General features: G+C 65.9%; 18 protein-coding genes and 4 pseudogenes. 7 read left to right on the top strand and 15 right to left on the bottom strand.

Annotation, left to right across the window (positions count from 1 at the left end; all coding sequences use genetic code 11):
• Positions 1-35: 35 nt before the first annotated feature.
• From AC099J_RS19075 to AC099J_RS19050, 6 genes and pseudogenes are all read right to left on the bottom strand, one after another.
• Positions 36-1,337 (bottom strand): TfuA-like protein, encoded by a 1,302-nt coding sequence (locus AC099J_RS19075; protein WP_479616864.1) that lies wholly within the window; start codon positions 1,335-1,337, stop codon positions 36-38.
• A complete protein-coding gene (locus AC099J_RS19070; RefSeq protein ID WP_479616863.1) occupies positions 1,328-2,530 on the bottom strand; it encodes a YcaO-like family protein in 1,203 nt (400 codons plus the stop codon). The genes AC099J_RS19075 and AC099J_RS19070 overlap by 10 nt, the downstream gene beginning before the upstream one ends.
• 29 nt (positions 2,531-2,559) lie before the next feature.
• Entirely contained in the window at positions 2,560-5,733 is a 3,174-nt protein-coding gene (locus AC099J_RS19065) for an AAA family ATPase (RefSeq protein WP_479617087.1), read from the bottom strand.
• A gap of 642 nt (positions 5,734-6,375) precedes the next feature.
• Positions 6,376-7,557, bottom strand: a complete 1,182-nt coding sequence (locus tag AC099J_RS19060) for an IS91 family transposase (RefSeq protein WP_479616862.1) — start codon at positions 7,555-7,557, stop codon at positions 6,376-6,378.
• A gap of 7 nt (positions 7,558-7,564) precedes the next feature.
• Positions 7,565-8,440, bottom strand: a complete 876-nt coding sequence (locus tag AC099J_RS19055) for a tyrosine-type recombinase/integrase (protein WP_479616861.1) — start codon at positions 8,438-8,440, stop codon at positions 7,565-7,567.
• 210 nt (positions 8,441-8,650) lie between these two features.
• Positions 8,651-9,257, bottom strand: a pseudogene (locus AC099J_RS19050) (tyrosine-type recombinase/integrase).
• A gap of 464 nt (positions 9,258-9,721) precedes the next feature.
• On the opposite strand from AC099J_RS19050, the gene AC099J_RS19045 reads away from it, so the two are divergent.
• The 3 genes from AC099J_RS19045 (at position 9,722) to AC099J_RS19035 (ending at position 12,987) form a co-directional block, all read left to right on the top strand.
• On the top strand, positions 9,722-11,293 hold the full coding sequence (locus AC099J_RS19045) for a hypothetical protein (protein ID WP_479616860.1): 1,572 nt from the start codon (positions 9,722-9,724) through the stop codon (positions 11,291-11,293).
• Entirely contained in the window at positions 11,290-12,525 is a 1,236-nt protein-coding gene (locus tag AC099J_RS19040) for a S8 family peptidase (protein WP_479616859.1), read from the top strand. Before AC099J_RS19045 ends, AC099J_RS19040 begins: the two co-directional genes overlap by 4 nt.
• Before the next feature lie 102 nt (positions 12,526-12,627).
• Positions 12,628-12,987, top strand: a complete 360-nt coding sequence (locus AC099J_RS19035; protein ID WP_479616858.1) for a hypothetical protein — start codon at positions 12,628-12,630, stop codon at positions 12,985-12,987.
• Positions 12,988-13,516: 529 nt separating this feature from the next.
• Here AC099J_RS19035 and AC099J_RS19030 read toward each other — a convergent pair.
• Both AC099J_RS19030 and AC099J_RS19025 read right to left on the bottom strand, forming a co-directional pair.
• Entirely contained in the window at positions 13,517-15,625 is a 2,109-nt protein-coding gene (locus AC099J_RS19030; RefSeq protein ID WP_479616857.1) for a PKD domain-containing protein, read from the bottom strand.
• 387 nt (positions 15,626-16,012) lie between these two features.
• A complete protein-coding gene (locus tag AC099J_RS19025) occupies positions 16,013-16,288 on the bottom strand; it encodes a hypothetical protein (protein ID WP_479616856.1) in 276 nt (91 codons plus the stop codon).
• Between AC099J_RS19025 and AC099J_RS19020 the strand changes: the two are divergent.
• A pseudogene (locus tag AC099J_RS19020) lies at positions 16,269-16,397 on the top strand (IS5/IS1182 family transposase); the annotation flags it as partial. The gene AC099J_RS19025 and the pseudogene AC099J_RS19020 overlap by 20 nt on opposite strands.
• A gap of 132 nt (positions 16,398-16,529) precedes the next feature.
• Here the strand turns inward: AC099J_RS19020 and AC099J_RS19015 are convergent.
• From AC099J_RS19015 to AC099J_RS18995, 5 genes are all read right to left on the bottom strand, one after another.
• Positions 16,530-16,775: a UrcA family protein gene (locus AC099J_RS19015; protein ID WP_479616855.1), complete on the bottom strand. Its 246-nt coding sequence runs from the start codon at positions 16,773-16,775 to the stop codon at positions 16,530-16,532.
• Between the two features lie 106 nt (positions 16,776-16,881).
• Positions 16,882-17,976, bottom strand: coding sequence for a hypothetical protein (locus AC099J_RS19010; protein WP_479616854.1), 1,095 nt, complete (start codon positions 17,974-17,976; stop codon positions 16,882-16,884).
• Positions 17,977-18,068: 92 nt separating this feature from the next.
• Entirely contained in the window at positions 18,069-19,166 is a 1,098-nt protein-coding gene (locus AC099J_RS19005) for a LysE family translocator (protein ID WP_479617086.1), read from the bottom strand.
• 688 nt (positions 19,167-19,854) lie between these two features.
• The gene (locus AC099J_RS19000) at positions 19,855-20,787 is read right to left on the bottom strand and encodes an SOS response-associated peptidase family protein (protein ID WP_479616853.1); all 933 of its coding nucleotides are present in this window, start codon (positions 20,785-20,787) and stop codon (positions 19,855-19,857) included.
• 81 nt (positions 20,788-20,868) lie between these two features.
• A complete protein-coding gene (locus AC099J_RS18995; protein ID WP_479616852.1) occupies positions 20,869-21,453 on the bottom strand; it encodes an alpha-ketoglutarate-dependent dioxygenase AlkB in 585 nt (194 codons plus the stop codon).
• Between the two features lie 102 nt (positions 21,454-21,555).
• Here AC099J_RS18995 and imuA point away from each other — a divergent pair, with 102 nt between their 5' ends.
• Together imuA and AC099J_RS18985 are read left to right on the top strand one after the other, a co-directional pair.
• On the top strand, positions 21,556-22,347 hold the full coding sequence (imuA, locus tag AC099J_RS18990; RefSeq protein WP_479616851.1) for a translesion DNA synthesis-associated protein ImuA: 792 nt from the start codon (positions 21,556-21,558) through the stop codon (positions 22,345-22,347).
• Positions 22,295-23,605: a Y-family DNA polymerase gene (locus AC099J_RS18985; protein ID WP_479616850.1), complete on the top strand. Its 1,311-nt coding sequence runs from the start codon at positions 22,295-22,297 to the stop codon at positions 23,603-23,605. Before imuA ends, AC099J_RS18985 begins: the two co-directional genes overlap by 53 nt.
• A gap of 118 nt (positions 23,606-23,723) precedes the next feature.
• Here the strand turns inward: AC099J_RS18985 and AC099J_RS18980 are convergent, their stop codons facing one another.
• Positions 23,724-23,981 (bottom strand): hypothetical protein, encoded by a 258-nt coding sequence (locus AC099J_RS18980; RefSeq protein ID WP_479616849.1) that lies wholly within the window; start codon positions 23,979-23,981, stop codon positions 23,724-23,726.
• Positions 23,982-24,050: 69 nt separating this feature from the next.
• Positions 24,051-24,733: pseudogene (locus tag AC099J_RS18975) on the bottom strand (IS3 family transposase); the annotation flags it as partial.
• Between AC099J_RS18975 and AC099J_RS18970 the strand changes: the two are divergent.
• Positions 24,732-25,304 (top strand): annotated as a pseudogene (locus AC099J_RS18970) (transposase); the annotation flags it as partial. The pseudogenes AC099J_RS18975 and AC099J_RS18970 sit on opposite strands and share 2 nt — an antisense overlap.
• Positions 25,305-25,697: the final 393 nt, after the last annotated feature.

The raw sequence follows: 25,697 nt of genomic DNA, 5'->3' as shown, positions 1-25,697 counted from the left end.
CCGGCCGTACCGGCGCGCGGAGACGGCTCGAAGGCTCATTGGCTCGCGCCCCCGGATCCGGCGGCCGCGCCGTCGGGTTCAGCGTCCACCGCCTGGCGGAACCGGTACTCGTCGAACAGTGCACCGATGAACGCCTCCTCGTCACGATGGCCTGCGTCGCGGGCCCACTGTGGCAGGTCGTCGGGCATCTCACCGCCCACGACCTGGGCGAAATACCAGTCGGTCAAGGCCAGCCGTTGCATGTCGCCGAGGCGATCGGCACCAAGCGGCTTCGGCATGGCGCCTAGGTAGCGGTGCTTGGCGTCGCCGCGTCGGCGCAGGTTCTCGAGTTTGCCAGTGGCTTGCAGGTGACCGAGCATCGCGCGGTCGACCACGGCCGGGGTCAGGCGATCTCGCGCGATCGCCCACGCTCGAGACTGCTGCGCCGCGGCCATTGGGGGCTCGGGCTCTGCGGAGGCTGACGGCGGCGGTGGCAACAGGCGGTCCAGCGCCGCCCGCTTGGCGTCCTGCCACGCCGCCGGATCCAGGCGCAATTCGGCCAGCACCCGTTCGTCGGTCTCGTCAACGGCGAGTTCGGGCTCAAAGTGGTGGACCACGGCTTGCCAGTAGCAGTTCGACTCGAACCTGAAGTTCACTGCCGGTGGCCGCTGCCAGGTGGCGCGCGACGCACGCATCGCCCGCAGCATGTCGAGGGCGTCGGCCCGCTTCTGGTCGACGACGCCGTTGGGAAGCCACCACTCGAGCGCTCGCAACTCGGCAGCTGGTAGGCCGCGCTGCCGCGCAAGGCGGAGCAGACCCGCGTACGAGCGCTCGGCGAAGAACGTGGCCTTCGCAAGCTGGCGCAGCTGGTCGCCGATCGACGGTGCCACCACCCCTTCGGACACGGCCCGTTGAATCGTGAGCCGGATGTTGACCATTGCGTCCGAAAGTGGCGGGTAGCCCAACTCGGCCGGCCCGTGCACCACGGCCACCTCGTCGTCGTCCTCAAACGGCGTGCCATCGTCGCCCGGTAGCACGGCGTCGCGGTAGGCCTGGAAGATCGTGCCGACCCCCTGCATGCCGAAGGGATGCAGCTCCGCCGCCCGAAGGGCGCCGAGGCTGGCAGCGCCGAATACCTGAATGCCGCCGTACAGCGCCCAGAGGATCTCCTTGTGCCAGACCGCGGGTGCCCACTGGAAGTATCCGTCGACGATGCCGATCACCCGCGGCCGAAGCAGCGACACCGCCTGGTACACGTCACCCAGCCGGGCCGGCGGCAGGAAGTGGGCGTCGAGCGCCGCGAGTGCCTCTTGCCGCCGCAGTGTTGGGCCCACGAAGACGCAGGCCTTCACGGCCACTGCACCACCCAGTTGCGGCGCAGAGCCGTCTTCGCGCGCTCGCGATGGACCGGCGCGCGCTGCTCTTCGGCCAGCCGACCGACCAGCCCAGGTACCACGACCTTGACCACCGGTATGCCGATCGCCGACTTGCTCAGGTCGACGGCAATCGCCTGGTCGCATCCGATCTCCTGCAGGCGGGCAATGACGTGGCTGCGGTCCTCGGCCGCATTCGCTGTCGCTACGTCAGGGACGGCATCGAAGCGACGTTGCGCCGGACTGCGCGGCAGCAGGCTGCTGCAGGCCCGGTGGCGGCGATGCCGATGCCGCGTTTCCCAGGCATCGGGCGCGAAGTCGTCGCGCGCACCGGTGATGAAGGTCGTGCGGGCCTGCGCAGCTTCGAGCAACGCGCTCAGCAGCGCCGCGGCCCGCTGCGGATGGCAGCCGGCACCGAACTCCGGGTCGGCAAAGTCCCCGGATACTTCCATCACCAAGCAAACGAAGGCGGCTACGCGGACGTCGGACGTGGTGTCCCAGGCATGGATGGACAGGCCCGCTGCCCGCAGCCGTACGATGACGTCCCGGCAGGCCGGATCGTGGACCGAGTCCAGGTCTAGCGTGCGTGCATCGCGGCAGGAGGCAGGCAAGCGCTTCCAGCGCACGGTGGCATCGCGTTCGACCACCTCGCACAGCGCGTGGCATTCGGCCTCCGCCGAATCGTTGCCCGAGGCCAGGCCGTTGGTGCTGGCCTCGAACATGCCGCTGCCCGGTGGCAAGGGCAGCGTGTAGTCGGTGCTGACCATCTCATAGGGCACCCACACGCCATGGCCGCATGAAAGGTCCCGGCCCTCGACCCACAGCGTCGGCCTCTCATGCGCCACTTGTGAGTCCACCGTCAGCACGAGCCGGCCGACGGCGACAACGCGGTGCTCCTGCGCCAGCTCCGCCGCGCTGCCCATGCGCAGCGGCTGCGTGATGCGTTCGGCGTGCCAGACCTCGATGGCCTCCATCAGGCCGCCCACCTTGGCGGCGTCGAGCGTAAGCCCCTTGCCCTGCGAGACCGAGATCGACCGGGCCAGCGGCCGTGCAACCATCACCACCGGGATACCGATACGGTCCAAGCCGGTCACGTTGGCGACCCGCGTGATACCAAAGGCAGGCAGCAGTGGCTCAAGCCGGGCCAGTGTCTGCGCCGGCGTGCAGCAGCGATGCATGGTCCCGAGCTCGGGCAAGGCGGCCTCCGTCATACGGACCGCGGCGCTTCGGCCAGCCGGGTAGCTTCGACAACGTCGGGGGAGGCCAATCCCTGGCGGAACTGCCCGAGGATCTGGCGGAGCGCGTCGAAGGCTTCGGTCGCGCGCGGGCCGTCGGCGCAGAAGCGGGCCCGGCTGGTGGCGGCGCGCAGCGCCAGTGACAAAGCGCCTTGCTCGCGCGCGCAGGTTAGGGCCTGGCAGAAGCAGGCGTCGATGGTCTCGCTGTCGGCGCCGGCCACCCCCAGCAGCCCGGCGCGGCGGCGTAGCAACTCGGCATTCCAGTAGACAAAGCCGCCCTTGTCAGCGAGCCGCAGCGCTTCGTCCACCGCCGCCAGCCCGGCATCGACTTGCCCCGCGCGCGCGCAGACATCGGCATACATCTCGTAGTACTGGGGGAAGTCTTCCGGCGTGGCGGCGGTCTTTTCTTCGTCCAGCGCCGAGCGGATCTCCTCGAACGCCTTCGCGGCATCGGGCTCGAGCCGCGCGCGCGCCCAGCCGCGGAAGATCCGGCCTTTGGCGCGGTGTTCATGGAGGTGCTGCTCCACGGCGTAGGCGACCAACTCATCGGCCCGGCGGGCGACCTCGGCGGCGTCACCTCGGAAGCGGTGCAACTGCAGCGCGTAGTCCATCGCATGTACGCGGCTGGCGGCGTGGCCCAGGGTAGCAGACCAGTCCAGCGCGGCCTGCATGCGGCCGGTTGCTTCGTCGAGACGGGCGAGCATCCATGCCGACAGCGCTGATTCGCCCAGCGCACAAACCTTCGCGTCGTGGCCGCCGAAGATGCCGCCATGCATCCGATGCCGTAGCGGGTCATACAGGCTCAGGCCCGCGTCGGCGTGCGCGCAGCACTGCTCGTGCTGGCCAACCATATAAAGGGTCGCCCACTGTGCATGGTGCGCTTGCACGACGAGGCCTGGGTCGTCCAGGCTCTGCGCCAGGCCAATCAGTTCGGCGGCGCGCCCACGCCCCGAGCGGTGATCCATCGAGACACGCCACCAGCCCCAGCGCGCAGCGAAGTGCAGCGGCGAAGTCGGCAGCCGGTCGCATAAGTCCAGCGCTCGAGTGTAGAGCTGGGCCACCTCGGCCGTGCCCGCACCCTGGGTGACGATCAATGAAGGCGCTAGTTCCAGCAGCACCTCCAATTCGCGATGCTCGTGGGACTGATCCTCGGGCAACTGCGGCAGCAGTTCGATAGCGCGCTGCAGGTGGCCGATCGCTTCGCGATATTCCGATCGCTCACTCGCCCGTCGGCCGGCCAGCAGCCAGCTGGCAATGGCCAGCTCCGGGCGTCCGGCTTCCGACCAGTGGTGGGCTACCAGCTCCGGTGTCTCGGTCGCGGTCTGCGGGAACTGCCGCTCAAGAGCCTCGGCCACGGCCGCATGCAGCTGTCGACGCCGGCTATGCAGCAGCGTTTCGTAGGCGGCCTCACGGACTAGCGCATGGCTGAAGACGTAGCGCGCGCCCACCCCGCTGCGGTCGGCGAAGATCAGCTCGGCGCGCTCGAGCGCGCCGATCGCTTCGTGCACTGCGGCCGGCGGCGACGTGGAAATCGCCTGCAGCAGCGGATAGCTGAACTCGCGGCCAATCACGCTGGCCAGCTGCGCCACCTGGCGCTCTGGTCCCAGCTGGTCCAGGCGCGCGAGGAGCGTGTCGTGCAACGATGACGGGATCGACAGGCGCCCTCGTCGCGCGCTGCGCCCCGAAGGCGCACCGCTCACGGACCTGGCGTGCACAGCCGCACGAGTGATCTCTTCGACGAACAGCGGAATGCCGTCGGAGGCGGCGACCAGATCGTCCAGTTCGTCGGCGGGCAGGTCGCGGGCGCCGGGTAGGTGCTCAGCCAGCGTGCGCGCCAGCTGTGGGGCGAGGCGGCGCAGCGTGCGCCGCTCGGCATCCGGCCAGGCGGACACGAACTCCGGCCGGTGCGTGCCGACGATGAAGATCGGCATCTGGCGGACACCGGCCACCATCTGCGACAGCAAAGCTTCGCTAGTGGGGTCGATCCACTGCAGGTCCTCGCACACCAGCATCAGCGGACGCTCGACGGCGATTCCCTGGATCAGCTCGTTCAGCAGCCTGAAGACCAGCGCCTTCTGGCGCGAAGCCGTCATCGATGGCAGCGGCGGCAGATCGGCCGCAGGGATCGACAGCAGCCCGCCGAGCAGCGCCATCGCATGGGTGCGGCCCGTCTGCGCGCCCAGCCATTGCGCCAGCCGCTGTACCTTCCTCTTTGGGGCATCTTCCTTGTCCATGAAGGCGGCGCCTTCGATGTACTCCAGCACCGGATGCAGCGCGCGGTTGGTGTAATAAGGCGAGCACTGCAGGTGGATGCACGCGGCCTGCTCCTGACCGACGCGCTGGCGCAGCGCTTCCACAAGGCGCGACTTGCCGATGCCCGGTTCGCCGCCGATCAGCGCCACGCGGCCCTGGCCTTGCGTGGCTGCCTGCCACAGGTCGTCCAGCCAGCCCAATTCGTCATGGCGGTCGACCAGCGGAGGCAAATTCGCCGAGCGCAGCGCCTGAAATCGGCTGGAGACCTGCTGCACACCTGACACGCGCCACACCGGCACCGGTGCGTCGAAGCCCTTGAGTGATTGCATTCCGAGGTTTTCGCACAGGAACCGGCTGCCGATCAGTTCGCGGGTGGCCCCCGAGACGACCACCGAATCCGGCGGCGCCAGCCCCTGCAGCCGCGACGCCAGGTTGGGCGTTTCACCGAGCACGGCCTGCTCAAGCCAGGCACCTTCCCCGATCCGGTCGCCCACCACGGCCATGCCTGTCGCAATGCCCACGCGCACTCCCAGCACCTGCTGCGGGTGGCTTTGCAGCGGGAGGCGCGACACGCCGGCCACCAGTTCCAGGCCCGCGAGCACCGCGCGTTCCGAGGCGCTTTCGTCCGCGCGCGGGTAGCCGAACACTACGAGCAGCGCGTCTCCCATGAAGCGCGAGACCTCGCCGCCGAACCGTTGCACGATGGACGTGCATCGATCCTGGAAGGCCAGGATCAAGTCGCGGAACTCCTCGAGCTCCAGTTGCTGGGCCAGGGTGCTCGACCCGACGAGGTCGCAAAACATCACTGTGACCTGCCGGCGTTCGGGACCGCCAGCAGGGTCGCGCCGGGGCACTATTGCGCTGCCGGATGCAGGAGGCGCGGCCAAGCGCATGCCGCACTGCCCGCAGAAGCGCAGGCTGGGCTCGGCGCCCACATATCCGCACATGGGGCACGCCCCGGAACCGTTTGCCGCCACCGCCGTGTCCCCCATCGCCGACGCCTAATCCCACCGCAATTGGTGGCGGTAGTCTAGCGGAGACACCTCATGCACGGTGCGGGTGCCGGATTGGTGGTTCTGCACTGTGGTGCCCGATCGACTTGATGAGGTTGGCGGCTGACCGGCTGACCGGCCATCGCCAACAGAGGTCCGGGAAAGCTGCCGCTTGTCGATGACTCCTAGTGTTTAGGGTTGTGAGATACCTGCCCGACAACCAGCCGGGCATGGAGCGCCCACGGCCTGAGGGCAGGTGTCGCACAAGCCTCGAGGGAGGAAACCGCGGACCAAGGCGCAGCGGTTGTCAGACGCAGGGGTCTATGGGGATTTGAGCGGCACGGTGCGATGGTGGACGGGCATGCCGTGGTGATTGACGAGGTCGCTGTGCTCGCCCACAGCCCCACCGCTGCGTGAACAGTCCCAGCGCAGCAGCTCTTGCAGGCGGCCGCGGCTCTTGTTTGAGCCGCCACGCGCGCAAGTGTCCAGGCGATTCAAGCCACTGGCTGATCGGCGCAAGGCGTGGTGTTGGTTTGTCGGCGGTCATCGCGGTGGCGGTGCGCGGATGGCCACGCCGCGCGGGAAGATCTGCACGATGCCCATCGGGCTCCCACAGTGCCGGCAGATGAAGGCGACAGCCTGCGGGGCCGACGCACCAGCGTCACTGTCCGTCGCGACTGGCTCTGGCGCGACCTGCAGCAGCTCGCGCGCCAACGCCAGGCTGGCTTTGCGACAGCCGTTGGCCAGCAGTCCGTAGTGCCGGATGCGGTGCAAGCCACCGGGCAGCACGTGCAGCAGGAAGCGCCGCATGAACTCCGCTGGCTCCAGCGTCATGGCCTTGTGACGCGTGCGTCCCTTGGCGCGGTAGTCCTTCCAGCGGAACGTCACGCCGCGCTCGTCCATCGCGAGCAGCCGGCTGTTGGAGATCGCCACCCGGTGGGTGTAGCGCGACAGGTAGGCCAGCACGGCCTGCGGGCCGGCAAAGGGACGCTTGGCGTAGACCACCCACTCGACCTTGCGCAGCGGTGCCAGCCAGCTCTTGAAGGTGCGCGCATCGGCCAGTGCGGCGAGCTCGCCGAAGAACCGCAGCTTGCCGCCGGCGTGCAGCCGCCCCAGCTCGTCGAGAAAGCGCCGCCGGAACAAGCGCGACAGCACCCGCACCGGCAGAAAGAAGCCAGGCCGGCACGCCACCCAGGTCTTGCCGTCGGGCGCCAGCCCGCCACCGGGCACGATGCCGTGCACATGCGGATGGTGCGTCAACGCCGAGCCCCAGGTGTGCAGCACCAGCGTGGCGCCGATCCTGGCGCCCAGATGCTTCGGATCGGCCGCGATGGTCAGCAAGACCTCGGAGGCCAAGTCGAACAACAGCCCGTAGAGCGCGGCCTTGTTCTGGTACGCGAGATCGGCCACGGGCGCCGGCAGCGTGAACACCACGTGGTAGTAGTCCACCGGCAGCAGATCGACCTGCCGGGACTCCAACCAGCGCTGCGCTGCTGCGCTCTGGCACTTGGGGCAGTGTCGATTGCGGCACGAGTTGTACGAGACCTGGTCCGTGCCGCAGCCCTCGCAGCGCAACACGTGTCCACCCAGCGCCGCGCTGCGGCACTGCTCGATGGCCGACATGACCTTGAGCTGGCCCAGGCTCAGGTGGCCGCGTTGGGCGGCACGCCAGGCCGGGCCGTGCTGATGAAAGACGTCGGCGACCTCCAGGACGGGCCGCTGCACAGCGACCTCAGGATGACGGCACAGGCTCCAGCGGGCCGATCACCTCGCGCAGCAGGTCGCTGGCCACATGGGCGTAGATCGCCGTCGTCTCCAGCCGCTTGTGGCCCAGCAACACCTGGATCACGCGGATGTCCACTTTGCGCTCCAACAGGTGGGTGGCGAACCCGTGGCGCAGCGAGTGCGTGGAGATCCGCTTGTCGATGCCGGCGGCCTCGGCGGCGGCGTGCACGGCGCGGTTGAGCTGGCGCGGCGTCAGCGGGTCCGTCGGGTCCAGGCCCGGGAACAGCCATCCGCCGGGCAGCATGCGGCCCTGCCTGTTGGCGATGCGCCACCACGAACGCAGGCGCTGCAACAGCACCGGGCTGAGCATGGCGTAGCGGTCCTTGCGGCCCTTGCCTTGCTCCACTCGCAGCGTCATGCGCTCGCTGTCCACGTCGGTGACCTTCAGGTGGATGACTTCGCTGGCACGCAGGCCGGCGCCGTAGGCGACCGACAACGCCGCCTGGTGCTTGACGTTGGAGGCAGCGGCGATCAGGCGCGAGACCTCCTGCGTGCTGAGCACCACCGGCAGTTTGTGCGGCAGCTTGACCGGGTGCATGCGGGCCATCAGTTCCAGCCGCTGCAGCGTGACGTCGAAGAAGAATCGCAGGCCGGTGAGCGTGACGTTCAACGTCATCGGCGAGGCGCCTTCGTCGACCAGGTGGAGCTGAAAGTTGCGCAGGTCTTCCACGGTGGCCGTGTCTGGCGAGCGGTGCAGCCAGGCCGCCAGCTTGCGCACGGCGCGGATGTAGGCTTCCTGCGTGCGTGGTTCCAGTTTGCGCATGCGCATGTCTTCGAGCATGCGCTGGCGCAGCGGGGTGACCGCCGATGTGATCGTGTCCATGGTTACTGCTCCGTCGGTGAACGAGGCGGATTGCCTCGACATCGACGGTGGCACCAACGGTGCCGATCAGTCGCCAACGGGTTGCGCGAAGCGCTTACCGCGCGAGCGGTTTAGTCCTCTGGCCGATAGCGTTGGTGCAGCCAGACTGCACATAGCCGTCGTTGAGCAGCGGCCGGCTCGGCGCAATTGCAGAGCTGCCGCTGCGGCTGCTCAGATCTCTGTCTGCTCGGAGATCTCGAGTGCTTCATCTACTTCAATGCCGAGGTATCGCACGGTCGATTCCAGCTTGGAGTGCCCGAGCAGCAGTTGCACCGCGCGCAGGTTCTTCGTCCGTCGATAGATCAGGGTCGCTTTCGTCCGTCGCATGGAGTGAGTCCCGTAGTCCGCGCGGTCCAGCCCCAGCCGAGAATCCGGGCTACTGTCGCGTCCCCAGGTGTGGCGACTCGTGGAGCCGGCTGGGAAACAGGAAGTCATCCGACCTCAGCCTAGCTTGCTTGATCCACGCCGCCAGAGCCTTTCGGGTGGCGGCTGTGATCTCGAACTGGACCGGGCGTTGCGTCTTGTGCTGCATGACGATGGCGCGCGCGGCAACTTGTTCGCCATGGCACACGTCGCGGACCTTCAAGGCAACGAGGTCGCACCCGCGCAGCTTGCTGTCGATCCCGAGGTTGAAGAGGGCCAGCTCGCGGACCCGGCCTTCCATCTGGAGGCGAACGCGAAGCGCCCAGATGTCTTGCAGCTTGAACGGTGCCTTCTGTCCCACGATCTTGCCCTTGTTCCACGGCTCGTGGTGGATCGCAGTGCTTGCAGTTTCCATGATGGTCTCCCATCGAGTTGAGGGCCTTGTAGGATGCGCCTGCCTAGCAGCTGTCGTTGCGGGTTGCCCCCTCCGCCAAGCAGGGTTGAAGGGCTGCATTCAAGCGTCCCGGTGGGCAGTCGCTCTCGGCCAGTTTCGGCAATTGACGAGCGGCAGCTAAACAGCATCCCAACAAGAGTTTTTTGGGCTTCTCGGAGAGTAGGCGACGAAGCGCTATACCGAGTCGCAGATCATTCGCTTCCAGCGTAAAGCCGATGCGGCGTGTCCGGCCATGATGACTCATCCGTGCGCACGTTGCGAAATTTCTGCTACGACCGCCCGATATCGAGGCGACCCGGTACGCAGGTCCACAACCACCTTGATAGGGCACCGCTCGTCAGTCCAATTGATGATGACGGCACACGGCGTTCTAAGCACTATGCGGGTGTGGCGACTTGCTACCCCACAGAAGGAGAATGCATACCATGGCCGAAGGCTCTGCGGCACGCGTTGCCATCGCGCTCGTCGAACATCTAACGATCACGCCGCCCGACGGCGTCCTGACCGCAATCGCTCGTTTCCGCCGAATCGCTCCGGCGACCCTGCTTCTGCTTTCTCTCTACGGAGGTCCCGTGGCCGCTCAAGATCCAGCCATTCCCGCGAATGCAACGCCCGAAGAACTCAAGAAGATCAAAGAGCAGGCCGTGGCAAGGAAGGAAGCGTTGGAAGCCTTGACACAGGAAGCCAACGCGGCCAAGGCGCTGGCCGCCGCGCAGGACACGGCGAAATCGCCAGCCGCCGATCAGGCCGCCGTTGCCAAGGCGGCCAAGGAGCTCGCCGACGCGAGGAAGGCACAAGCAGACGCCGAGAAGGCGAGCTTCGAAGCGGCGTCGGCAGCAGCGAAGGCGAAGTACGGAGACTTCACAGCCTCCGGCTACACGGGCGCGGCTGACATGGGCACCAATGCGGGCAACGCGGAGGCGCTCCTGCTCGCCACCTTAGCGGTCCGCACGATTGCCAGAGAATTCGCGGTGTCTATCGGGAAGTCCAAGTCGGACCAGAAGAAAGCGTTGCTTTTCACCTCCTCCACTGTCCCTGACTTTCAGGCGCTCATCGCCTTCAACGCGCAACACGAGAGCTTTAAGGCCGCACAGAAGGGAGTGACCGAGCAGACGAAGGATGCTCCGAGGTCTGACACCCTGGCTCAGTCGTTGGCGTCGGTGGGCCTCGGTCTCGAAGCGTTGAACAAGGTCTTGAGCTACTTCAAGACCGACTATAAGTTCCAGGGCATTGAGGTGGCGACCACGGATGGCATGCTTTTAGCGGCGTTGGCGGGTGAGCTGCGCGCTCTCAGTCCTGCCATCACGGCCCAGGCCCCGGCGATGTATCAGGCCAAGCCGGACCAGACAGACCAGCAAGCGCTGGGCGAGATAACAGCCGCCTTTGAAATCGGCGACCTCGCAGCGCAGAGAGCTCGCCAGCATGCGTCCGCGCAGGTCGAGCGGGAGACGTCCCTGGCTGCCCAGGCAAAGATCAGGGACGACGCGACAAAGCCGAAAGCCGAGCGCGATACGGCGGAAGCCGAAGCGATCCGCCTCCAGAAGGAGATTGCCAAGGCGAAGGAAGCGGCCGCGCAGTGGAAGGCGCTGGCTGATCGCATCGATACGTGGGCCGTCAAGCTCGGCACGGCGGACGACAAGGGCCAGATCCCGTTAGCGAACGTCGTTCGAGAAGGGGCCTTACGCGGACAGCTCGATGATGGAGCCTCGCTGGTTGTTGTCCAACTGCACAAAGCCGGGGGAACCGGCTACACAAAGAAGAACATATTGTCCTCACTTGGAGCGAACCCGTTCTTCGTGATGGGCGGTGCGGTTGCAACCATGACCGCCTTCGATGGGCCCACCGGAAACGTCATGGCTTCAAGCCTTGTCCCTGTTCACGGCGGCTACCACTCCGTGAGCAACGTCCAGAATATCGTCAACGCCCGACCGGCCGAGCCGACTGCATCCCAGCAGGGAGCTACCGGAGCCGTTAACGCTGGCAAGACTTCGCCATGAGCATCGACGAACTTCTGGCCAACCGTAGGGCTGCCGGCGTGCTAGTGCGCCTTTCGTCGCAAAGCGAGGCCGACCTCACAACGCTAAAGGGCCTTTTCGATTCCGAAGCGGGCTCCCGCGGCGCCGTGCTGGCAACAAACAGGCGTCGCTCCCGCAGGAGTGGCACTTCTGAGTCTCCCTCGCCGATGCTAGTCTTCCCCAAATTGGGTTTGGCCTACGGGGCGGTGACGCGCGAGGGGCTCGAAGCGATGCGCAAGCACCAGGCGGTGCGAAGCGTGACTGAGTCCAACAGTCTTCGCATGATCCGTCCGGTGCCATACCTCGCCCAGAGTGCGCAGGATACTCCCGACAAGGGGCCAACATGGGGCATCAAAGCACTTAAGATTGAAGCGTTGTGGTCTCAGGGCCTTACAGGCAAGGGCGTGCTGGTGGGTCACCTGGACACGGGCATAGATGGGGCACACCCGATGCTTGAGGGCGCGATTGAAAAGGCCACGGTGTTCGACCTGGGCGGCGTCGAGAAGCGCGCCACGAACCCACCTACCGATAGTGGCCATCACGGTACCCACACTGCAGGGATCATCGCGGGCCGGCCCTTCAAACAGGTAAAGGCGGGCGTCGCGCCGGGGGCGAAACTACTCTCAGCAGAGGTACTCGAAGCCGGTGATTCCATCGCGCGGGTCCTAGGCGGAATGGAATGGGCGCTGACCAATGGTGCGCGCATCCTCAACCTCTCGTTGGGTTGGCCGACCTATACCGACTGCTTTCTAACCATCGTCGATGCCCTGCGCGCCAACGAGTGCCTACCGGTGATCGCTACCGGCAACGACGGCGAAGGCTCGACGCGCTCTCCCGGCAACTACGCGCAGTCGCTCAGCGTAGGTGCTGTCTCGCAGTTCGGCCGCGTACCAACCTTCTCGGGCAGCGAAGTGATGAATCGGCCCAACGAACCGATCGTTCCAGACATCGTGGCTCCGGGCGTCGACATCTGGTCGGCGGCGCCCGGCGACGGTTTCCAGATGCTGCAGGGCACCTCTCAGGCGACGCCGCACGTCGCGGGGCTCGCCGCCCTCCTGATGGAAGCGCATCCGAGAGCACCGATTAGCCTAGTCGAGACTGCGATCATTGGCTCAGCCAAGCGCCATGCGTCGGTCCCCGATACCCGGGCCGGGCGGGGTATGCCCGACGCCGAAGCAGCCTTGCAGTCGCTTGCAGGCCTCGTGAACGGCTAGGCCGCGACCTCGGTGGCACACGGATCTCGGTGACCGCGTGCCGTTTACGCTGGCTCATCAAGGCGTAGACTGGCACGGTGCACTTGACCACAGCCGATGCTCATGCCCGCCAAGGTTGAACCCCGCCTGGAGGCGGCGCTGAGCCTGCCTGACACCGCCGAAGCTCCCGACGAGTTGCTCGACGTAGTGGTTCGCTTTGATGTCGGTGGGTTGCCGTCGATCAATGCAGCGATGCCGTTAGTCGCTCAACGTCAGCATCGCGCCACAGTCGTGAGCAACGCTGTCGAACAGGTGTTGGATCGGGCTTGCGAGCTGTCTGGCATTCAGCCGACGCGGATTTCCCCGTTCCCCTCCACTAACAGCGCATTCGTGCAAGCCCCCCGCAAGTTCATCCGTGTGCTGCTCGACCAGAAAGAGGTGGCAGGCGCCGTCCTGAACACCACAGTCGGTCGTGTCAAGTAGCAAGGGCGCACTTGACGCATCCGACCCCCGACGCCGACCTGCGGGTCGTTATTTCCGTAAGTCTGAAGCCAGCGTTGTTTGGGAGGGGATGACCTGCTCTTTGAACAGCGGTACCCGGTCGATGACCGATTGTTGCCCGTTGCGGTGTTGACGCCGATCGAGATTTGAGCCACCGCGCCGGCTTCGCAGTGAGCCTCCCTCAAATCGAAAATGCCACGCCCCGCGCGGGCGGGCAACTGGTTGAGCCGGCTCACTGCGAAGCCGGCGCCGTGGCTGCAAGTGGCTCATCCTGGCGTCGGCGCCAACAACATAGATAACTGTGCAGAGCCGTTGATGCGGCTTTGCCGTTGGGAACAACCCGGTGCTTCCGCGCGCTTCGGCCCGACCGACCATCCGACCCTGCTAGTTCGTGACCGCCAGGCTGACCTTCACGCCGAACTCCAGATCGTGCGGAGGATGCGGCGCATGGCTAGAACCCCTGCGGGGTCTTAGGCGGCCGGTGCACGCGCCGCACCGTCGTCGCCGTGCTTCAGCGCCGGATCGGCACGCTGCTGTTCACGCGATAGCTGCCTAGCAACGGGGGCGCAGACGCGGATCCGCAGCGTTGCTCGAAATCGATGGCAAGCTTTGTGATCGTGCCGCTGAAGTCCGTCTGGATCTCGAGCACGTCGAAGCGGCCGACCGTCTGGCCGCAACCACGCCCGTTGACGGTGAAGTTGATGCCGTTCTGGCCGAAAGAAGCCCAAGAAATGGCGTTCTCGTAGGCACCCACGTGAAAGGGCAGGCCGTCCCCGCTGGTCAGGTTTAGGTTCCACCATTGCGCAGAGCCTGGCGTGGCGGCCGTCACATAGAACCAGCCAAAGCTGCCGTAGTTCTGGAACTGCGCCTGGCCATCGACGAGCAGGCTGGTGACTCCTGCGCCAACAGAGTCGCCCGCAGCACTGCGAAAGTACAGCACACGAGAGGCGGTGGTCAGGTCGGCCGAGGTGACCGGCACCTCCGCCCATTCGGTGTCGCCTGCTGCATCGGTCACCGTCAGCCGGACCACCACCATCTCCACGCCGGTCGGTGGTGTAGCCCCCCACGACACTGTGGTCTGCGCCGCACTGGCATCGGCGAAGCGCAGCGGCGTACCGGAGACTTGCGACCACTGGTAGCTGACGATGGGACGGGGATCACCGGTTGACGCCTGCCCGTTCAACGACACCTGGTCGGCCGGGCCCGCCAGCAGACCAGTCGCCACAGCGCTGGCCAGCAGGTTGTCGGGTGTGGTGAAGGACATGCCGCTCCACTGGAAACTGGACGAACTGTTGCCGAGTGCGTCCTGCACCGTCACGCTGTTCGACCAGCTCACGCCATCCCCGGAGACCTGCAGCGTGTAGGAGCGCGCATGGCGCAGCGGCGTGCTGGGCTTGACGATGATGAGCGCACCATGCACCTGCGCGCTGGCGGCAATGTAAACGGGCGGCGTGTAGCCGCTGCTCGAGGAGCCTTGGTCGACGAAGCGGAAGAACAGCGCGGGTGTCGTGCTGGCCGGCAGGCGGCTGAACTGCAACCGAACGGAACTCGCGCTCGAAGTCGTCCAGTCCAAGGTCGCGTTCGCGAACAAGTCGGTCGTCGCAAAGGTGCGCGTGGCATAGCCATGGGGGTTCCAGAGGGGGGGCATGGTGGTGCCGTCCCACCAGAGGTAGCCCGCCACGCTGGCGGCCCAGTCGATGCTCCTGCGGGCCTCGGTCTGGCCGTCGCCATTGCTGTCGAACGCAGACTGGTACTGATGGCTGTTGCTCGCGAAATTGGGCGTCAGCACCACCTTGCTGCCGGCTGCGCCTGACACCTCGACCTGGCCTTCTTCCGGGAATGTGTTCAGGTAGGCCTGCAGCGGGACGGGCGTGGCGACGATGACGCTGCCCGCAAGCGCTTCACTCTCGTAGCGAAAGGACATCGAGACCACAGAGCGCGCCTGATCGAACTGGAGCGTCTTCGTCAGGTCGGGCTGGCGGATCGACGCCATCGACGATGCAGCGTTGGCACCGGTGCCGGCTTCCACGACCCGCAGGTCATCGGCAGCCGATGCGGTCACGCGCAAGATGGTCTGCACGCCGGTCGACGACCAGTCGAGCTGCATCGATCCCAGCAGGCGCGCCGCGTCAGCGTCCGCCTCTCCTACGCGCACGGGTGTGGCCAGGGTCAGGGCCGCCCGCAGGCTGGTCGCGGGCAGGCCGGCTGGCATGCCCAGGTCGATGTGCATGGTGCCCGCGACCATGTCGGCGAGGATCGGCGCCGCGCAGTCGCGCGCGTCGACCGAGATGCGGTCACCGGGCGAGGCAACACCATCACCGTCGCGGTCGACCAGCGTGACGGTCAGCAGGCCGCTGTTGGGACAGGTGGAGATCACGGGCGACTTGGTGCCCGGCAGCGTAAAACGGCGGGTGGCATCCACGGCGAACTGCGCGGCCGTCAGGACCGCGTCTGCGACGCCGGGCACCAGCGTCCCGATGCTGTCCGCAGCGTCTGCGGTGATGGCCAGAGGCATCGCCGAGATCGATTGCGGATCAGAGTCGTCGCCTCCACCCCCGCAGCCGGTCGTGATTGCTGTGATGGCCACGATGGCGGTCAGCGCGCGGAATGTGCGGTTCATCCGAAGCCCCCGTGTTCTTGTGATCCAGCGCGGTGTCGTCGCGCACGCCAGGATTCTGGCTGCTGGAGCCCACAGGACGGGCCGCCCGGACGCAGCGCGTCATCAAAGATGAGGACGGGCGCACGCGCCGCTTCGAGACGAGGCCCAAGGAGCTTAGTGGTCGGCCCTGAAGACCTCCGCTCCCGCATGAACACTGGGGTTGCCCCAGTTCCTCCGGGTGCACGATCCCCCGAGAACCCTCTCATCAGATTCTTGATTCCTGGGCGTTTTGCCGATGCCCGGGGCAGATTTCTTCCGTCCAGCCGGTTGCCGACATGATCGAGCCGCGCCACCTGCTGGCGGTGGCGAATCCATTTTCAGACGCCGCCCAGCAACGCCGCCGTCGCGTCAGTCCGTCGCCGCTGGCTCCTGCGTGGCCTCGAGCGCCATCAACCGCGCGTCGGCTTCGTATCGCAGCCGCTTCAGTTCGAACAACTGCTGGAGGCTGTAGAGGCGAGCACCGTCAACCGCCACGGCCTGGTTGTCAATGAGCAAGCCAGCACTTCCGATGGAACGGCCGAGCGCGAAGTGGCCGCGCAGATGCTGGCCGACGTGGCGGGTCCGGGCAAGCGCGTGACGGTCGGGGCGACAAAGCGAGGTGATTGGCCCGATCCGCCAGGTCATGGTGCAGGGACTGGACAAGGTCGATCAGCTTCTAACGCTGACGATGGCAGCCTACAACCTCACGCGGCTGCGTACCTTGGCGCAACTGCGTCCGCAGTGCGTCCCATGAGGGCGAAGGACGTCGAAAATGGCGCGTTCCAGCCGCAAAAAGGGCTGTGCAACTGGCCCATCAGGCGCACTCGGGTCGAACCAGAAAGCTCCATGACCTCGGCGAGCCGAACTTCCATGGCTGAACTCGCGTTCATCGTCGGTTTTTCAACGGCCTGTTAGGGAGCAGATTGTCCGAGTCAAAAGCTGAACCCGGCAAGCGGCAGACTGCGGTGCCCGCTTTGCGGCGCCGAATTTTGAGTCTTCTCTGACCGGATTGGGCGCGCAGCGCCAGTTCACCCCAGCTGACAGCGATCGTTGAAGCGCCAAATTCTCTAGATGGTTGAGCGACGATGACTGGGATGACCGCAGCGCACTCCGATGCGGTCGTTCGAGCCAACCGCAGGACCTAGCGTGCGAGGTTGGTGGTTCGACACTTTGGATCAGGTCTCTTTTCTTGACCCGAAATGAAATTTGACCCGACCGCTGTCTCACGGGTCTGCGGATCAAAGCCGGCGCGCAGCGTGGCAAAACGCCTTCAGACAGACGTCATCGTCACATGGATCGTACAGGTTTGCTGCACAGTAGCGGGGTCGTCTCATCCGCATACGTGCCTGCAATTGGGGAACGCCCCAGCGCTCGCGTTCCGCCTCGCTGGCATGCCTGAGTGCATGAATCTTCCGGATGGCTCGTCGTGTTAGGAACTCGACCGAACAATCGGCATTTCCGAAATGATGCACGGTCCATCGCGGCTTGAGGGAATTCCAGCGCGACAGCAGGTCGGGGAAAGCCGGCAAGGCCGCGTGAAAGCTTCCGAGGCCGATGTATTTCTCCAGTGTGATCACCTTGTGGGTCAGGTGCGCGGGGATGAACATTGTCTGGCCCGGGCCGATCAGGATCCAACTGGATGTCTTCAGGCCGATGAACTCGGCTAGATCGAAGGCGGCGCGTCCTCGAACGCTGCAATGCTCGGCATCCTGAAGCCCACGTCCAATGCCTTCCAGGGTGTCCCACAGCAGCCAGAGCTTGCTCCCGATGAAGCTGTGATTGCTACCGCTGTGATCGTCGGAGTGGGAGTCGGTGACGGCCCCCTTTGAACTGATGACGAGGGAGTCCTGCGATTGAAAGCCCTCTGTGCCCCTGGGCAGCAAGTTGAAGTCGTTCAGCCCGGACGTATCGACAACCCTGTCGAAGCGGGAACCAATGTAGTGGAGGTCGGTTACGCCAAAGATCGCTCGCTCGCGGTCCCATTTTTTCAGAATGTCGGGAATCAGCACCCGGCGAACTGACTCGCCGCTCCGGACACGGGCACTCTCGCGTGCGAACACGTTACGCAGCACATCAGGCAACGTCGACGGGTCCGGGTGATGCGACGTACGGCGCCCGTTTCGTCGCAACTCGAAATTGCAGAAGATACTGGGGGCACAGGACAGTGTTCTTTCGTAGAAAAGTGCCCGTGAATAGGCAACAGGCTTCACCTGCTTGTTTGCCAGCGCCGAGATCATTCCGGGAGAAACGGTCAGCGAGTCGTCCTGACCGGACGCGGCATTCCACAGCGACTCTATGTCATCCCTCGATAGGCGCTCGCTGCTCGCGAGCATGGAGGGTGAGCAACTTGATTCCACGTCAACGTCTCCTCATAAAAACCATCCGGGAAGCCGGCGTTGCAGCTTCTACGCCGGCCTGAAACGGATCAGGTCTTGCCGTGCGTTACCACGCTGAAATTGGCCGCCGAAAGCATCAAGAACGTCGCAAGCAACAGGCCTATCACCACCAGTCCTACGAGCAGTGGTTTGGTCTGCCACCCCTGCGCCGCGGCACCGTGCGCGGCGCCTCCCGCGGGAACTCTTTCATCCTGCAGTTCTCCGATCGCTTTCGCGAACGACAGCGTTGCGGCCAGCACGGCGGCGATCACGAAACAGATGCGCACTCTGTGTTCCACCGCCGGCGGCAACGAGAGCATCGACTCGCCGAATCCACCGATCAGCGTATAGAAGCCGCCGACGAGCGCGGCGATGGAAAACCAAGAACTCCAAACCGCCACTGTTCGCCAGAGCATCTTGTTGGACTTCTTCTGGCGCAGTTCAACCTGGTCTATGGCTTCGTGAACGGCCCCCGACGAGAATCCGATCAGCATGACGATGGCGGTCCACGAAGTCACCAGGATGTTCGGTTGTTCCTGCGATTCCGAATACACATGGCCGATGAGGAAAACGAAGAAGAATCCCGCGAAGAGGCGGACCAGGCGCGTCGGGAGATGACCGAACGTTGGCAGGTTCACCCATGCCAGCAAGGAAAAGATCAATAGATCGACCACCACTGGAATCGCGCCGAACACTATTGCGTACTTGAAAGGCAACCCTGAAATGGCCACACTGAATGCGGCCAGGTAGTAGGTCGCTGACAGAGGGTTCAATCCGTGCGCGACAAAGCCGGTCAGGAACGCCTTCTTGGTCGTCTCGGAGGAATCGAGGGGAGGATCGCCGTCCCGTCCCGCAATCATGCCCACCGCAGAAGACAGGATTCTTCTGGAAGCCAGATAGATCAGGAAGGCAGCACCGAAATTTCTGACGATCGAACTGATCCACTCGCTAGCGACCTGCGCATTCCAATAGGTCACGCCCAAGGCAACAATCACCCATACGACGTTTCCGACGGTGATTCCGGCAACGGTTGCAAACGCAGCGGGTCTGCTGTGATTTGTGCGCGTCTGCAACACTAGCGCAAGCGTGGGACCGGGCACGATCGTCTCCAGGATGGATAGTCCAAGGAAGCTCATCAGAAGTGTCATGTCCACAGCGTTCTGCTTTCGTCAATGGAAAAAGAGCGTGCAGTCGCGGCGCACCCTCACGCCTGCAAAGACTTCCCGAATTCCATCGTCAGGCCACGCCACTTCGCGCTGCAACCCAACACCGGGCCGCCTTGCGCTGTGGAGCTTAACTCGCGCAAAGTGATCGCAAAAGGGGACGTGCCTAGACGTCATTTGAGGGTTGGCAAAAAGTGACAACTTCTCTGGTCACCCAGAGTTCAGAAGCGGCCGTCGACGCTGCGCGAATCGCCCCAATGGATTCGTGCGACCGCTGTACCTCGTACCGCGGTCATTCAGGCCAGCGCCTGGCGCCCAGCCGAACGACGGCTTGATTGCGGGCAGCGTGAGTACGGCCGCTGCAGGTCACCGGCAGCAACCGCTGCACTGCTGTCGCTCGGGATCGCGAGGCGACGGGCGCAGCGCGGTTGCTGCCAATCTAGGTGACCGCCCGAGCCCCGGCTTAACCCGGCCTTCGCTGTTCCGGCCCGGGCAACCGATACGGGTCAACAGGCGACCGCTGCAAAATCTCCATGGGTCCAATGCCGCGACCACTACGATCCCGCAGCAGCCACCTCGAATCCGCCATGTCGGGCTGCCCCCAACTCCCCTGTATGCCTTCGCAAACGGATCGATTCCACAAACTGCCAGGTGCTTCGACCCACACTCCGAGTCACGCCGCCATCCGGTGGTCGTAAAAGTACCGCTCGCGGTCATCCAGCACCGCATGCTGGGCCGGCAGGTCTTGCGCATCGGGATTCAACCAAGTGTCCAGGTGCCGGGCCTGCAGCGGGATGATGCAGCGGTCGTGCCCCGCCCCCGCGACCTCTGGCGGCGGCTCGTCGGTGACTGCCGCGAAGGACCACAGCGCCGGCTCGGTTGAACCCGCCGGCGGTGTCCAGTGCGAGTACAGGCACGCAACGGCCATCAGTTCGCCAGTGGCCGGTGTGAACTCCAGCACAACGTCCTGGCCGCCGCGGTCGACGTGCTCGTAGAACTGCCACCAGAACGCGACGCCGTGGGTGTGGCCGAACTGCTGCTTCCAGAACCCTTCGAGGTTGTCTCGGCGTGCGTTGTAGGTGCCCGGGTACTTGGTGTCGTAAAGCGCCGGCTTGCCGGCCGGCCGGCAGCCATGGCGCATGGGTTTGAGCACGCGCTCACCGTTCTCCACAATCAGGACGTGCGCATAGGTGCCCGGGAAGATGCGCGCATCGCCGCTCTTGCCGTCCGCGCGCTGGAGATCCGTGATCCGGGCCATGAACTGCTCGATCTTGGAGGTCGCGATGCGCTGGCTTTCGCTGGCCGCCTTGGTCGGCTTCAAGGCCAACTTGCGCTCGGCATCGGCCAAGCGCTTGCGCTGCGCGAACAGCTCCTGGTCCATGCGGACGGCCTCTGCGGCCCGGTGCGCGTGGATCAGTGCGGCGATCCTGCGCTCGTCCTCGCTGTCGCCGGCCAAGAACGCATCCTCGATCGCGCGCGGTACTTTGATGTTGCGCCCGCCGGGCCGCTCCCAGAACACCTGGTGGTAGTCGTGGAAGCTCATGCGCGCGCCCATCTCTCGCACATACCTGCGGTACTCGGCCTCGATGCGGGATGAATAGCACATGGGGCATCGTAGCGCCAGGGCCACGCAGGGTTCAGCCGTGGAAGGCGCCGACGGCATTGCCGGGGAGCGTGTGGGACCGATTCACGGTCTTCCCGCCCGAGGTGTCCTGAACGTGATCGACCAGCGCTGCGACCGCACCGGTGGCACGCAGTGCTGCCAGCCCCAGCGGGCCGTGCCTTCCAGGCTGTAGATTGAACGCGGCGCCACGTCCAGCTGCACGGCATGCCGCCTGGCCGGCAGGTCAGGCGGATACGGCCGGAACCGCAGCGTGGCCGTGCTTCCGAGCGAGACCCCCGCAATGGTCTCGTACTCGGGCACATCGCGGTGCCACCCCAGCGGAGTGCCCGGCGCGTACGACGCCACCAGCACCTGCACGAGCCGGTCCGGCTTCACGCCCAGCCAGTGGGCCACGCGGTCGCGCAGCGGCACCAGCCGCGCGTCCAGCGCCGCGCCAACGCGCAGCGGGTGGGTGTCGACGTCGCGGGTGCCCCCGAAGCTGACCACGTGCCGGCGCGCCAGGTACGCCTTGTACTGCGCCGGGCGCAGCGGCAAGCTGCGGATGATGTCCAGCAACTCAGCCTCCTGCGCGGCCGTCAGAAATTCCGGCTGGTAGCGCAGGCCCGGGATGGACGCGGTCTCGGTGTCGGCGAACAAGTCGCTCTGCATGCGGCACTCCGGCACGACGTCGGTTCGGACGCCGCGTGCGATGCACCGACAGCCACGTGGCGACGATCGTGATACTGTATTGATGTACAGTTATTTTAGACCATGCCCGCCGTCGCCATTGCCTCCGAATCCCCTCAAGCCACCGGTGCCCCTGCGCCGTTGCGGCTCGCGCCGCACATCGCCGATGCGGTGTGGCGGGGCGATGCGCTGGGCCATCAGGTCGTCGAATCCGTCTCGTCGGGCTGGGCGGCGCTCGATGCGGAACTGCCGGGCGGTGGTTGGCTGCGACGCTCCGTCACCGAGATCCTGGCCGCACAGCCCTGCGTCATCGAATGGCGGCTGCTGTCCCCCAGCCTGGCCCAGGTGGTGCAGGCGGGCGGGCAGGTCGTGGTCATTGGGCCGCCCCGGCATCCGCACCTGCCCGGCCTGCAGCACATGGGTCTGAGCGAGCGACAGTTCATCTGGATCCAGGCCGATGCGCCGGCGGAACGGCTGTGGATCACCGAGCAGCTCATCAAGTCGAACGCCGCCGGCGCGGTCATCGCCTGGCTGCCCAACGCCCGGCCCGAACAGCTGCGCCGCCTGCAGGTCTGCGCGCTGGCGTGCGACGGGCCGGTGTTCCTGTGCCGCCCCGAGGCGGCCCGGCACGAATCCTCGGCCGCGCCGTTGCGCGTGCAGGCGCAGTCCACCCAGGACTGGCACCTGGACGTCCAGATCCTCAAGCGTCGCGGGCCGTCGCACGCGCAGCCGCTGTCGCCGCCCTCCGTGCCCGGCGGCCTGACGTCCGTGCTCACACCGCGCATGCGGCGTGTGGCCCCACCGGTGGTTCGCGAGGCTCCCCATGCTGTGGGCCGCCCTGCTGTTGCGGCCCGACGCGCACCCTCCGCCGCTTGACGTGCCACTGCGCGGACTGGCGACCTGGGCGCTGCAGTTCTCCCCGCGCGTGGCCCTCGTCGAAGACGCCGTGGTGCTCGAGGTGGACGCCAGCGCTCGCCTGTTCGGCGGCAGGCGCGCGTTGCGCGACCGGATCGTGGTGCACGCCCAGGACCAGGACGTCGGCCAGGTGGCCTGGGCGCCGACCAGCCTGGCGGCCATCGCGTTCGCGTGGGCCGGGCATGAGAATGGCCTGCGCGGCGCCTTGGCCGGCCTGCTGGACGCGCTGCCGATGGAGGTCCTGGCGGCCGTGCGGCCGCACCAGACCACGCTGACGCAACTGGGCTGCCGCCGCCTGGGCGACGTGCGCGCGCTGCCGCGCGGGGGCATCAGCCGACGCTTCGACGCGCAGCTGCTGATCGCGCTGGACCAGGCCTACGGGCTGCGGCCGGAGGCCCACAGCTGGATCGCACTGGCGCCCACGTTCCTGGCGAAGGTGGAACTCATGGCGCGCGTGGAGACCGCCCCGGCCCTGCTGTTCGGCGCCCGCCGGCTGGTACTGCAACTGTGCGGTCGGCTCGCCGCACGGCATGCCGGCACCACGGCGTTCACCCTGCGCTGGCGCCACGACGCCATGCGGTCCAAGGACGCGGGCGAGGGCGGCGAACTCACGGTGCGCACCGCCGCCCCGATGCGCGACGTCGAGCACCTGTGCCCGCTGCTGGCCGAGCACCTGGCCAAGGTGCAGCTGGCGGCGCCTGCGGGCGACCTCGAGCTCGAAGCGGTGGAGGTGCAGGACCTGGAGGAGCTGAGCAAGTCGCTGCTGCCGGACGCGGCGCAGACGGGCGAGTCGCTGGCCCTGGTGCTCGAACGCATTGCGGCGCGGCTGGGACCCCAGAAGGTGCTGCGGCCGCTTCTGCTGGAGGACCACCGCCTGGAATGGCAGACGCAGTGGCTGCCCGCACCCCAGCCGCTGCCCCGCAAGCGGGCGCGCCGCAGCCGGTTTCCGCCGCCCAGCTTCTTGCTGCCCGCACCGCTGCGCCTGAGCATGCGCGGCGAAACCCCGCTCTACCAGGGCCCGCTGCAACTGGTCGCCGGCCCGCACCGCGTCGAGGGCGGCTGGTGGCACCGCGTGCGCGAGGACGCCCAGGAGACCACCCGGACCGTGGTGCGCGACTACTGGGTGGCGCAGAGCCCCCATGCCGGCGTGCTGTGGATCTTCCACGAGCGGCTCGCGGGGGAACAGACTGCCTGGTACCTGCATGGCGCCTTCGCATGAGCGCCGGTCCGCGGGCCGGCATCCCGGGCTACGCCGAGCTGCGGTGCCTGTCCAACTTCAGCTTTTCGAAGGGCGCCAGCTGGCCCGAGGAACTGGTCGAGCGAGCGCAGAAGCTCGGCTACAACGCGCCGTCTGCGACGAGTGCTCCACGGGCGCGGTGCGCGCGCACACCGAGGGCAAGGCGCAGGGCCTGAAGATCATCCACGGCAGCCAGTTCGCCGTGGACGGCGACGCCCCATTCACGTTCACCGTGCTGGCCTGCAACATCGAGGGCTACGGCAACCTGTGCGAGTTCATCACGGGCTTGCGCCGCAGCGCTGACAAGGGCACCTACCAACTGCACCGCGACGCCATCGAGGGCAACGCTCTGGCGCACTGCGTGGTGCTGGCAGTTAGCGCCGATGTAAAACTAACCCAGGGGGGGGCGGCAGAAAACTTGGACGGGTTATCTAACAAGTCCAAGGTTGCGCCGGTACTCGATGGGGCTGCGGGCTCCCAGCGAGATCTTGATCCGATCCTCGTTGTACCAAAGGATGTAGGAGTGCAACGCCGCGATGAAGTCCTCGATAGTCGTGGACAGCCAGCTGCGCGCGTAGAACAGCTCGGTCTTCAGGCGGCCAAAGAACCCTTCACACGCAGCGTTGTCCGGCGAGCATGCCTTGCGAGACATCGAGCGCGCAAGCTTTGCTTCAGCAATCCGAGACAGCCAGCCAGGCCACCGGTAGTGGGCGCCGCGATCGGAGTGCACGATCGGCCGCTCATCGCTGGCTGTGACGGTCTCGATGGCCGCGTCCAACATCGTGTTGACGAGTTCGGCGTCCGGGCGAGTTCCGATCGTCCAGCTGACGACCATGCCATTGAAGCAGTCGATCATGGGCGACAGGTACACCTGCCAGCTGGAATCTGGAATTCTGTGAGGTCGGTGAGCCACTTCTCGTTCGGCGCACCTGCGCTGAAGTCGCGCTCCAGTAGGTTGTCTGGCGCAGGGCTGATCTCTCCCATGTAAGAGCCGTATCGTCGGCGCTTGCGCGTGGCGGCAACCAAGCATTCCTGCTTCATCAGCCGCTGCACGACCTTCTCCGAGATGTTCACGCATTGCCTGGTCAACGAGGCTTGCATTCGACGGTATGGCACAGCGCCGATGTTGGGCTGGATGGTCCAGGACAAGGGAATCGAGCCGCACGTACCGGTATGGGACAAGACCAAGCGCAAGGACGACAGCCTGTCGAGCAACGACTTTCAATGGGATGCGGAGACTGGCGCATACCTCTGCCCTGAAGGCCATGAACTGCGCCGCGACCGTCGCGTCTTCAAGATCGAGCGAACTCGCATCACCAAGGCGGACACCGTCATCTACCGAGCCAGCCAGAAGGACTGCACCAACTGCCCGAGGAAGCAGCAGTGCTGCCCCAATACGCCCAACCGCAAGATTGCTCGCAGCATTCATGAAGATGCCCGCGATGTTGCCAGGCGCATCGGCGCCACAGCGCAGTACCAACGATCACGTCACGAACGCAAGAAGGTCGAGGTGCTGTTCGCGCACCTCAAACGCATCCTCAAGCTCGACCGACTGCGTCTGCGTGGGCTTACGGGGGCAGCAGATGAGTTCACGCTGGCAGCGGCGGTCCAAAACCTGCGACGTCTTGCCAAGCTGACCTCCCATGGACCACCGTTCCAGAGCACAGCTGCGCCCGCTTGAGGCGAAACCCTCCGAACAACCATCAAAACAGGGCATGAGAGCCCGGAGAAAGGGAGAACTGCGCCTCCACCTGTGGCGCAGGCACTTTCACCCTGTGCGACTGACCGAGTTTTTCAACAGAATCGGCCGAAGGCGAACGCTCAGCGGGCTGTAAAGCTGTTCGCTGTAGAGACGGGTTGTACCTCTCAGCCGCATGCCAAGACACATGGCGGCCTTGATTGATGCCCCAGCCAATGGCGCGAATATTCGACTCCAGACTCGACTGGCCAACAGATGAGGGTCGTGTCCCATTCCGTGGTGTAGGTCCACAGCCCGGACAGAGCTGAGATGCACGGTACTCAGCGCGCCACAGCGGGCAGCCGAGTGGGCGCAGTTTCGCTCAGGGTCTGCAAG

The sequence above is a fragment of the Rhodoferax sp. RT4P68 genome, assembly GCF_056521305.1.
This window is presented reverse-complemented; position numbering and strand designations above follow the sequence as displayed.

Bases quoted from the DNA above. Each gene is read 5' to 3' on its own strand.
- AC099J_RS19070 (WP_479616863.1), bottom strand. From the start codon at position 2,530: ATGCATCGCTGCTGCACGCCGGCGCAGACACTGGCCCGGCTTGAGCCA.
- imuA (WP_479616851.1), top strand. From the start codon at position 21,556: ATGCCCGCCGTCGCCATTGCCTCCGAATCCCCTCAAGCCACCGGTGCC.
- AC099J_RS19035 (WP_479616858.1), top strand. From the start codon at position 12,628: ATGCCCGCCAAGGTTGAACCCCGCCTGGAGGCGGCGCTGAGCCTGCCT.
- AC099J_RS19010 (WP_479616854.1), bottom strand. From the start codon at position 17,976: ATGCTCGCGAGCAGCGAGCGCCTATCGAGGGATGACATAGAGTCGCTG.
- AC099J_RS19030 (WP_479616857.1), bottom strand. From the start codon at position 15,625: ATGAACCGCACATTCCGCGCGCTGACCGCCATCGTGGCCATCACAGCA.
- AC099J_RS19045 (WP_479616860.1), top strand. From the start codon at position 9,722: ATGGCCGAAGGCTCTGCGGCACGCGTTGCCATCGCGCTCGTCGAACAT.
- AC099J_RS19005 (WP_479617086.1), bottom strand. From the start codon at position 19,166: ATGACACTTCTGATGAGCTTCCTTGGACTATCCATCCTGGAGACGATC.
- AC099J_RS19040 (WP_479616859.1), top strand. From the start codon at position 11,290: ATGAGCATCGACGAACTTCTGGCCAACCGTAGGGCTGCCGGCGTGCTA.
- AC099J_RS19025 (WP_479616856.1), bottom strand. From the start codon at position 16,288: ATGACCTGGCGGATCGGGCCAATCACCTCGCTTTGTCGCCCCGACCGT.
- AC099J_RS19000 (WP_479616853.1), bottom strand. From the start codon at position 20,787: ATGTGCTATTCATCCCGCATCGAGGCCGAGTACCGCAGGTATGTGCGA.
- AC099J_RS18985 (WP_479616850.1), top strand. From the start codon at position 22,295: ATGCTGTGGGCCGCCCTGCTGTTGCGGCCCGACGCGCACCCTCCGCCG.
- AC099J_RS18995 (WP_479616852.1), bottom strand. From the start codon at position 21,453: ATGCAGAGCGACTTGTTCGCCGACACCGAGACCGCGTCCATCCCGGGC.
- AC099J_RS19065 (WP_479617087.1), bottom strand. From the start codon at position 5,733: ATGCGCTTGGCCGCGCCTCCTGCATCCGGCAGCGCAATAGTGCCCCGG.
- AC099J_RS19055 (WP_479616861.1), bottom strand. From the start codon at position 8,440: ATGGACACGATCACATCGGCGGTCACCCCGCTGCGCCAGCGCATGCTC.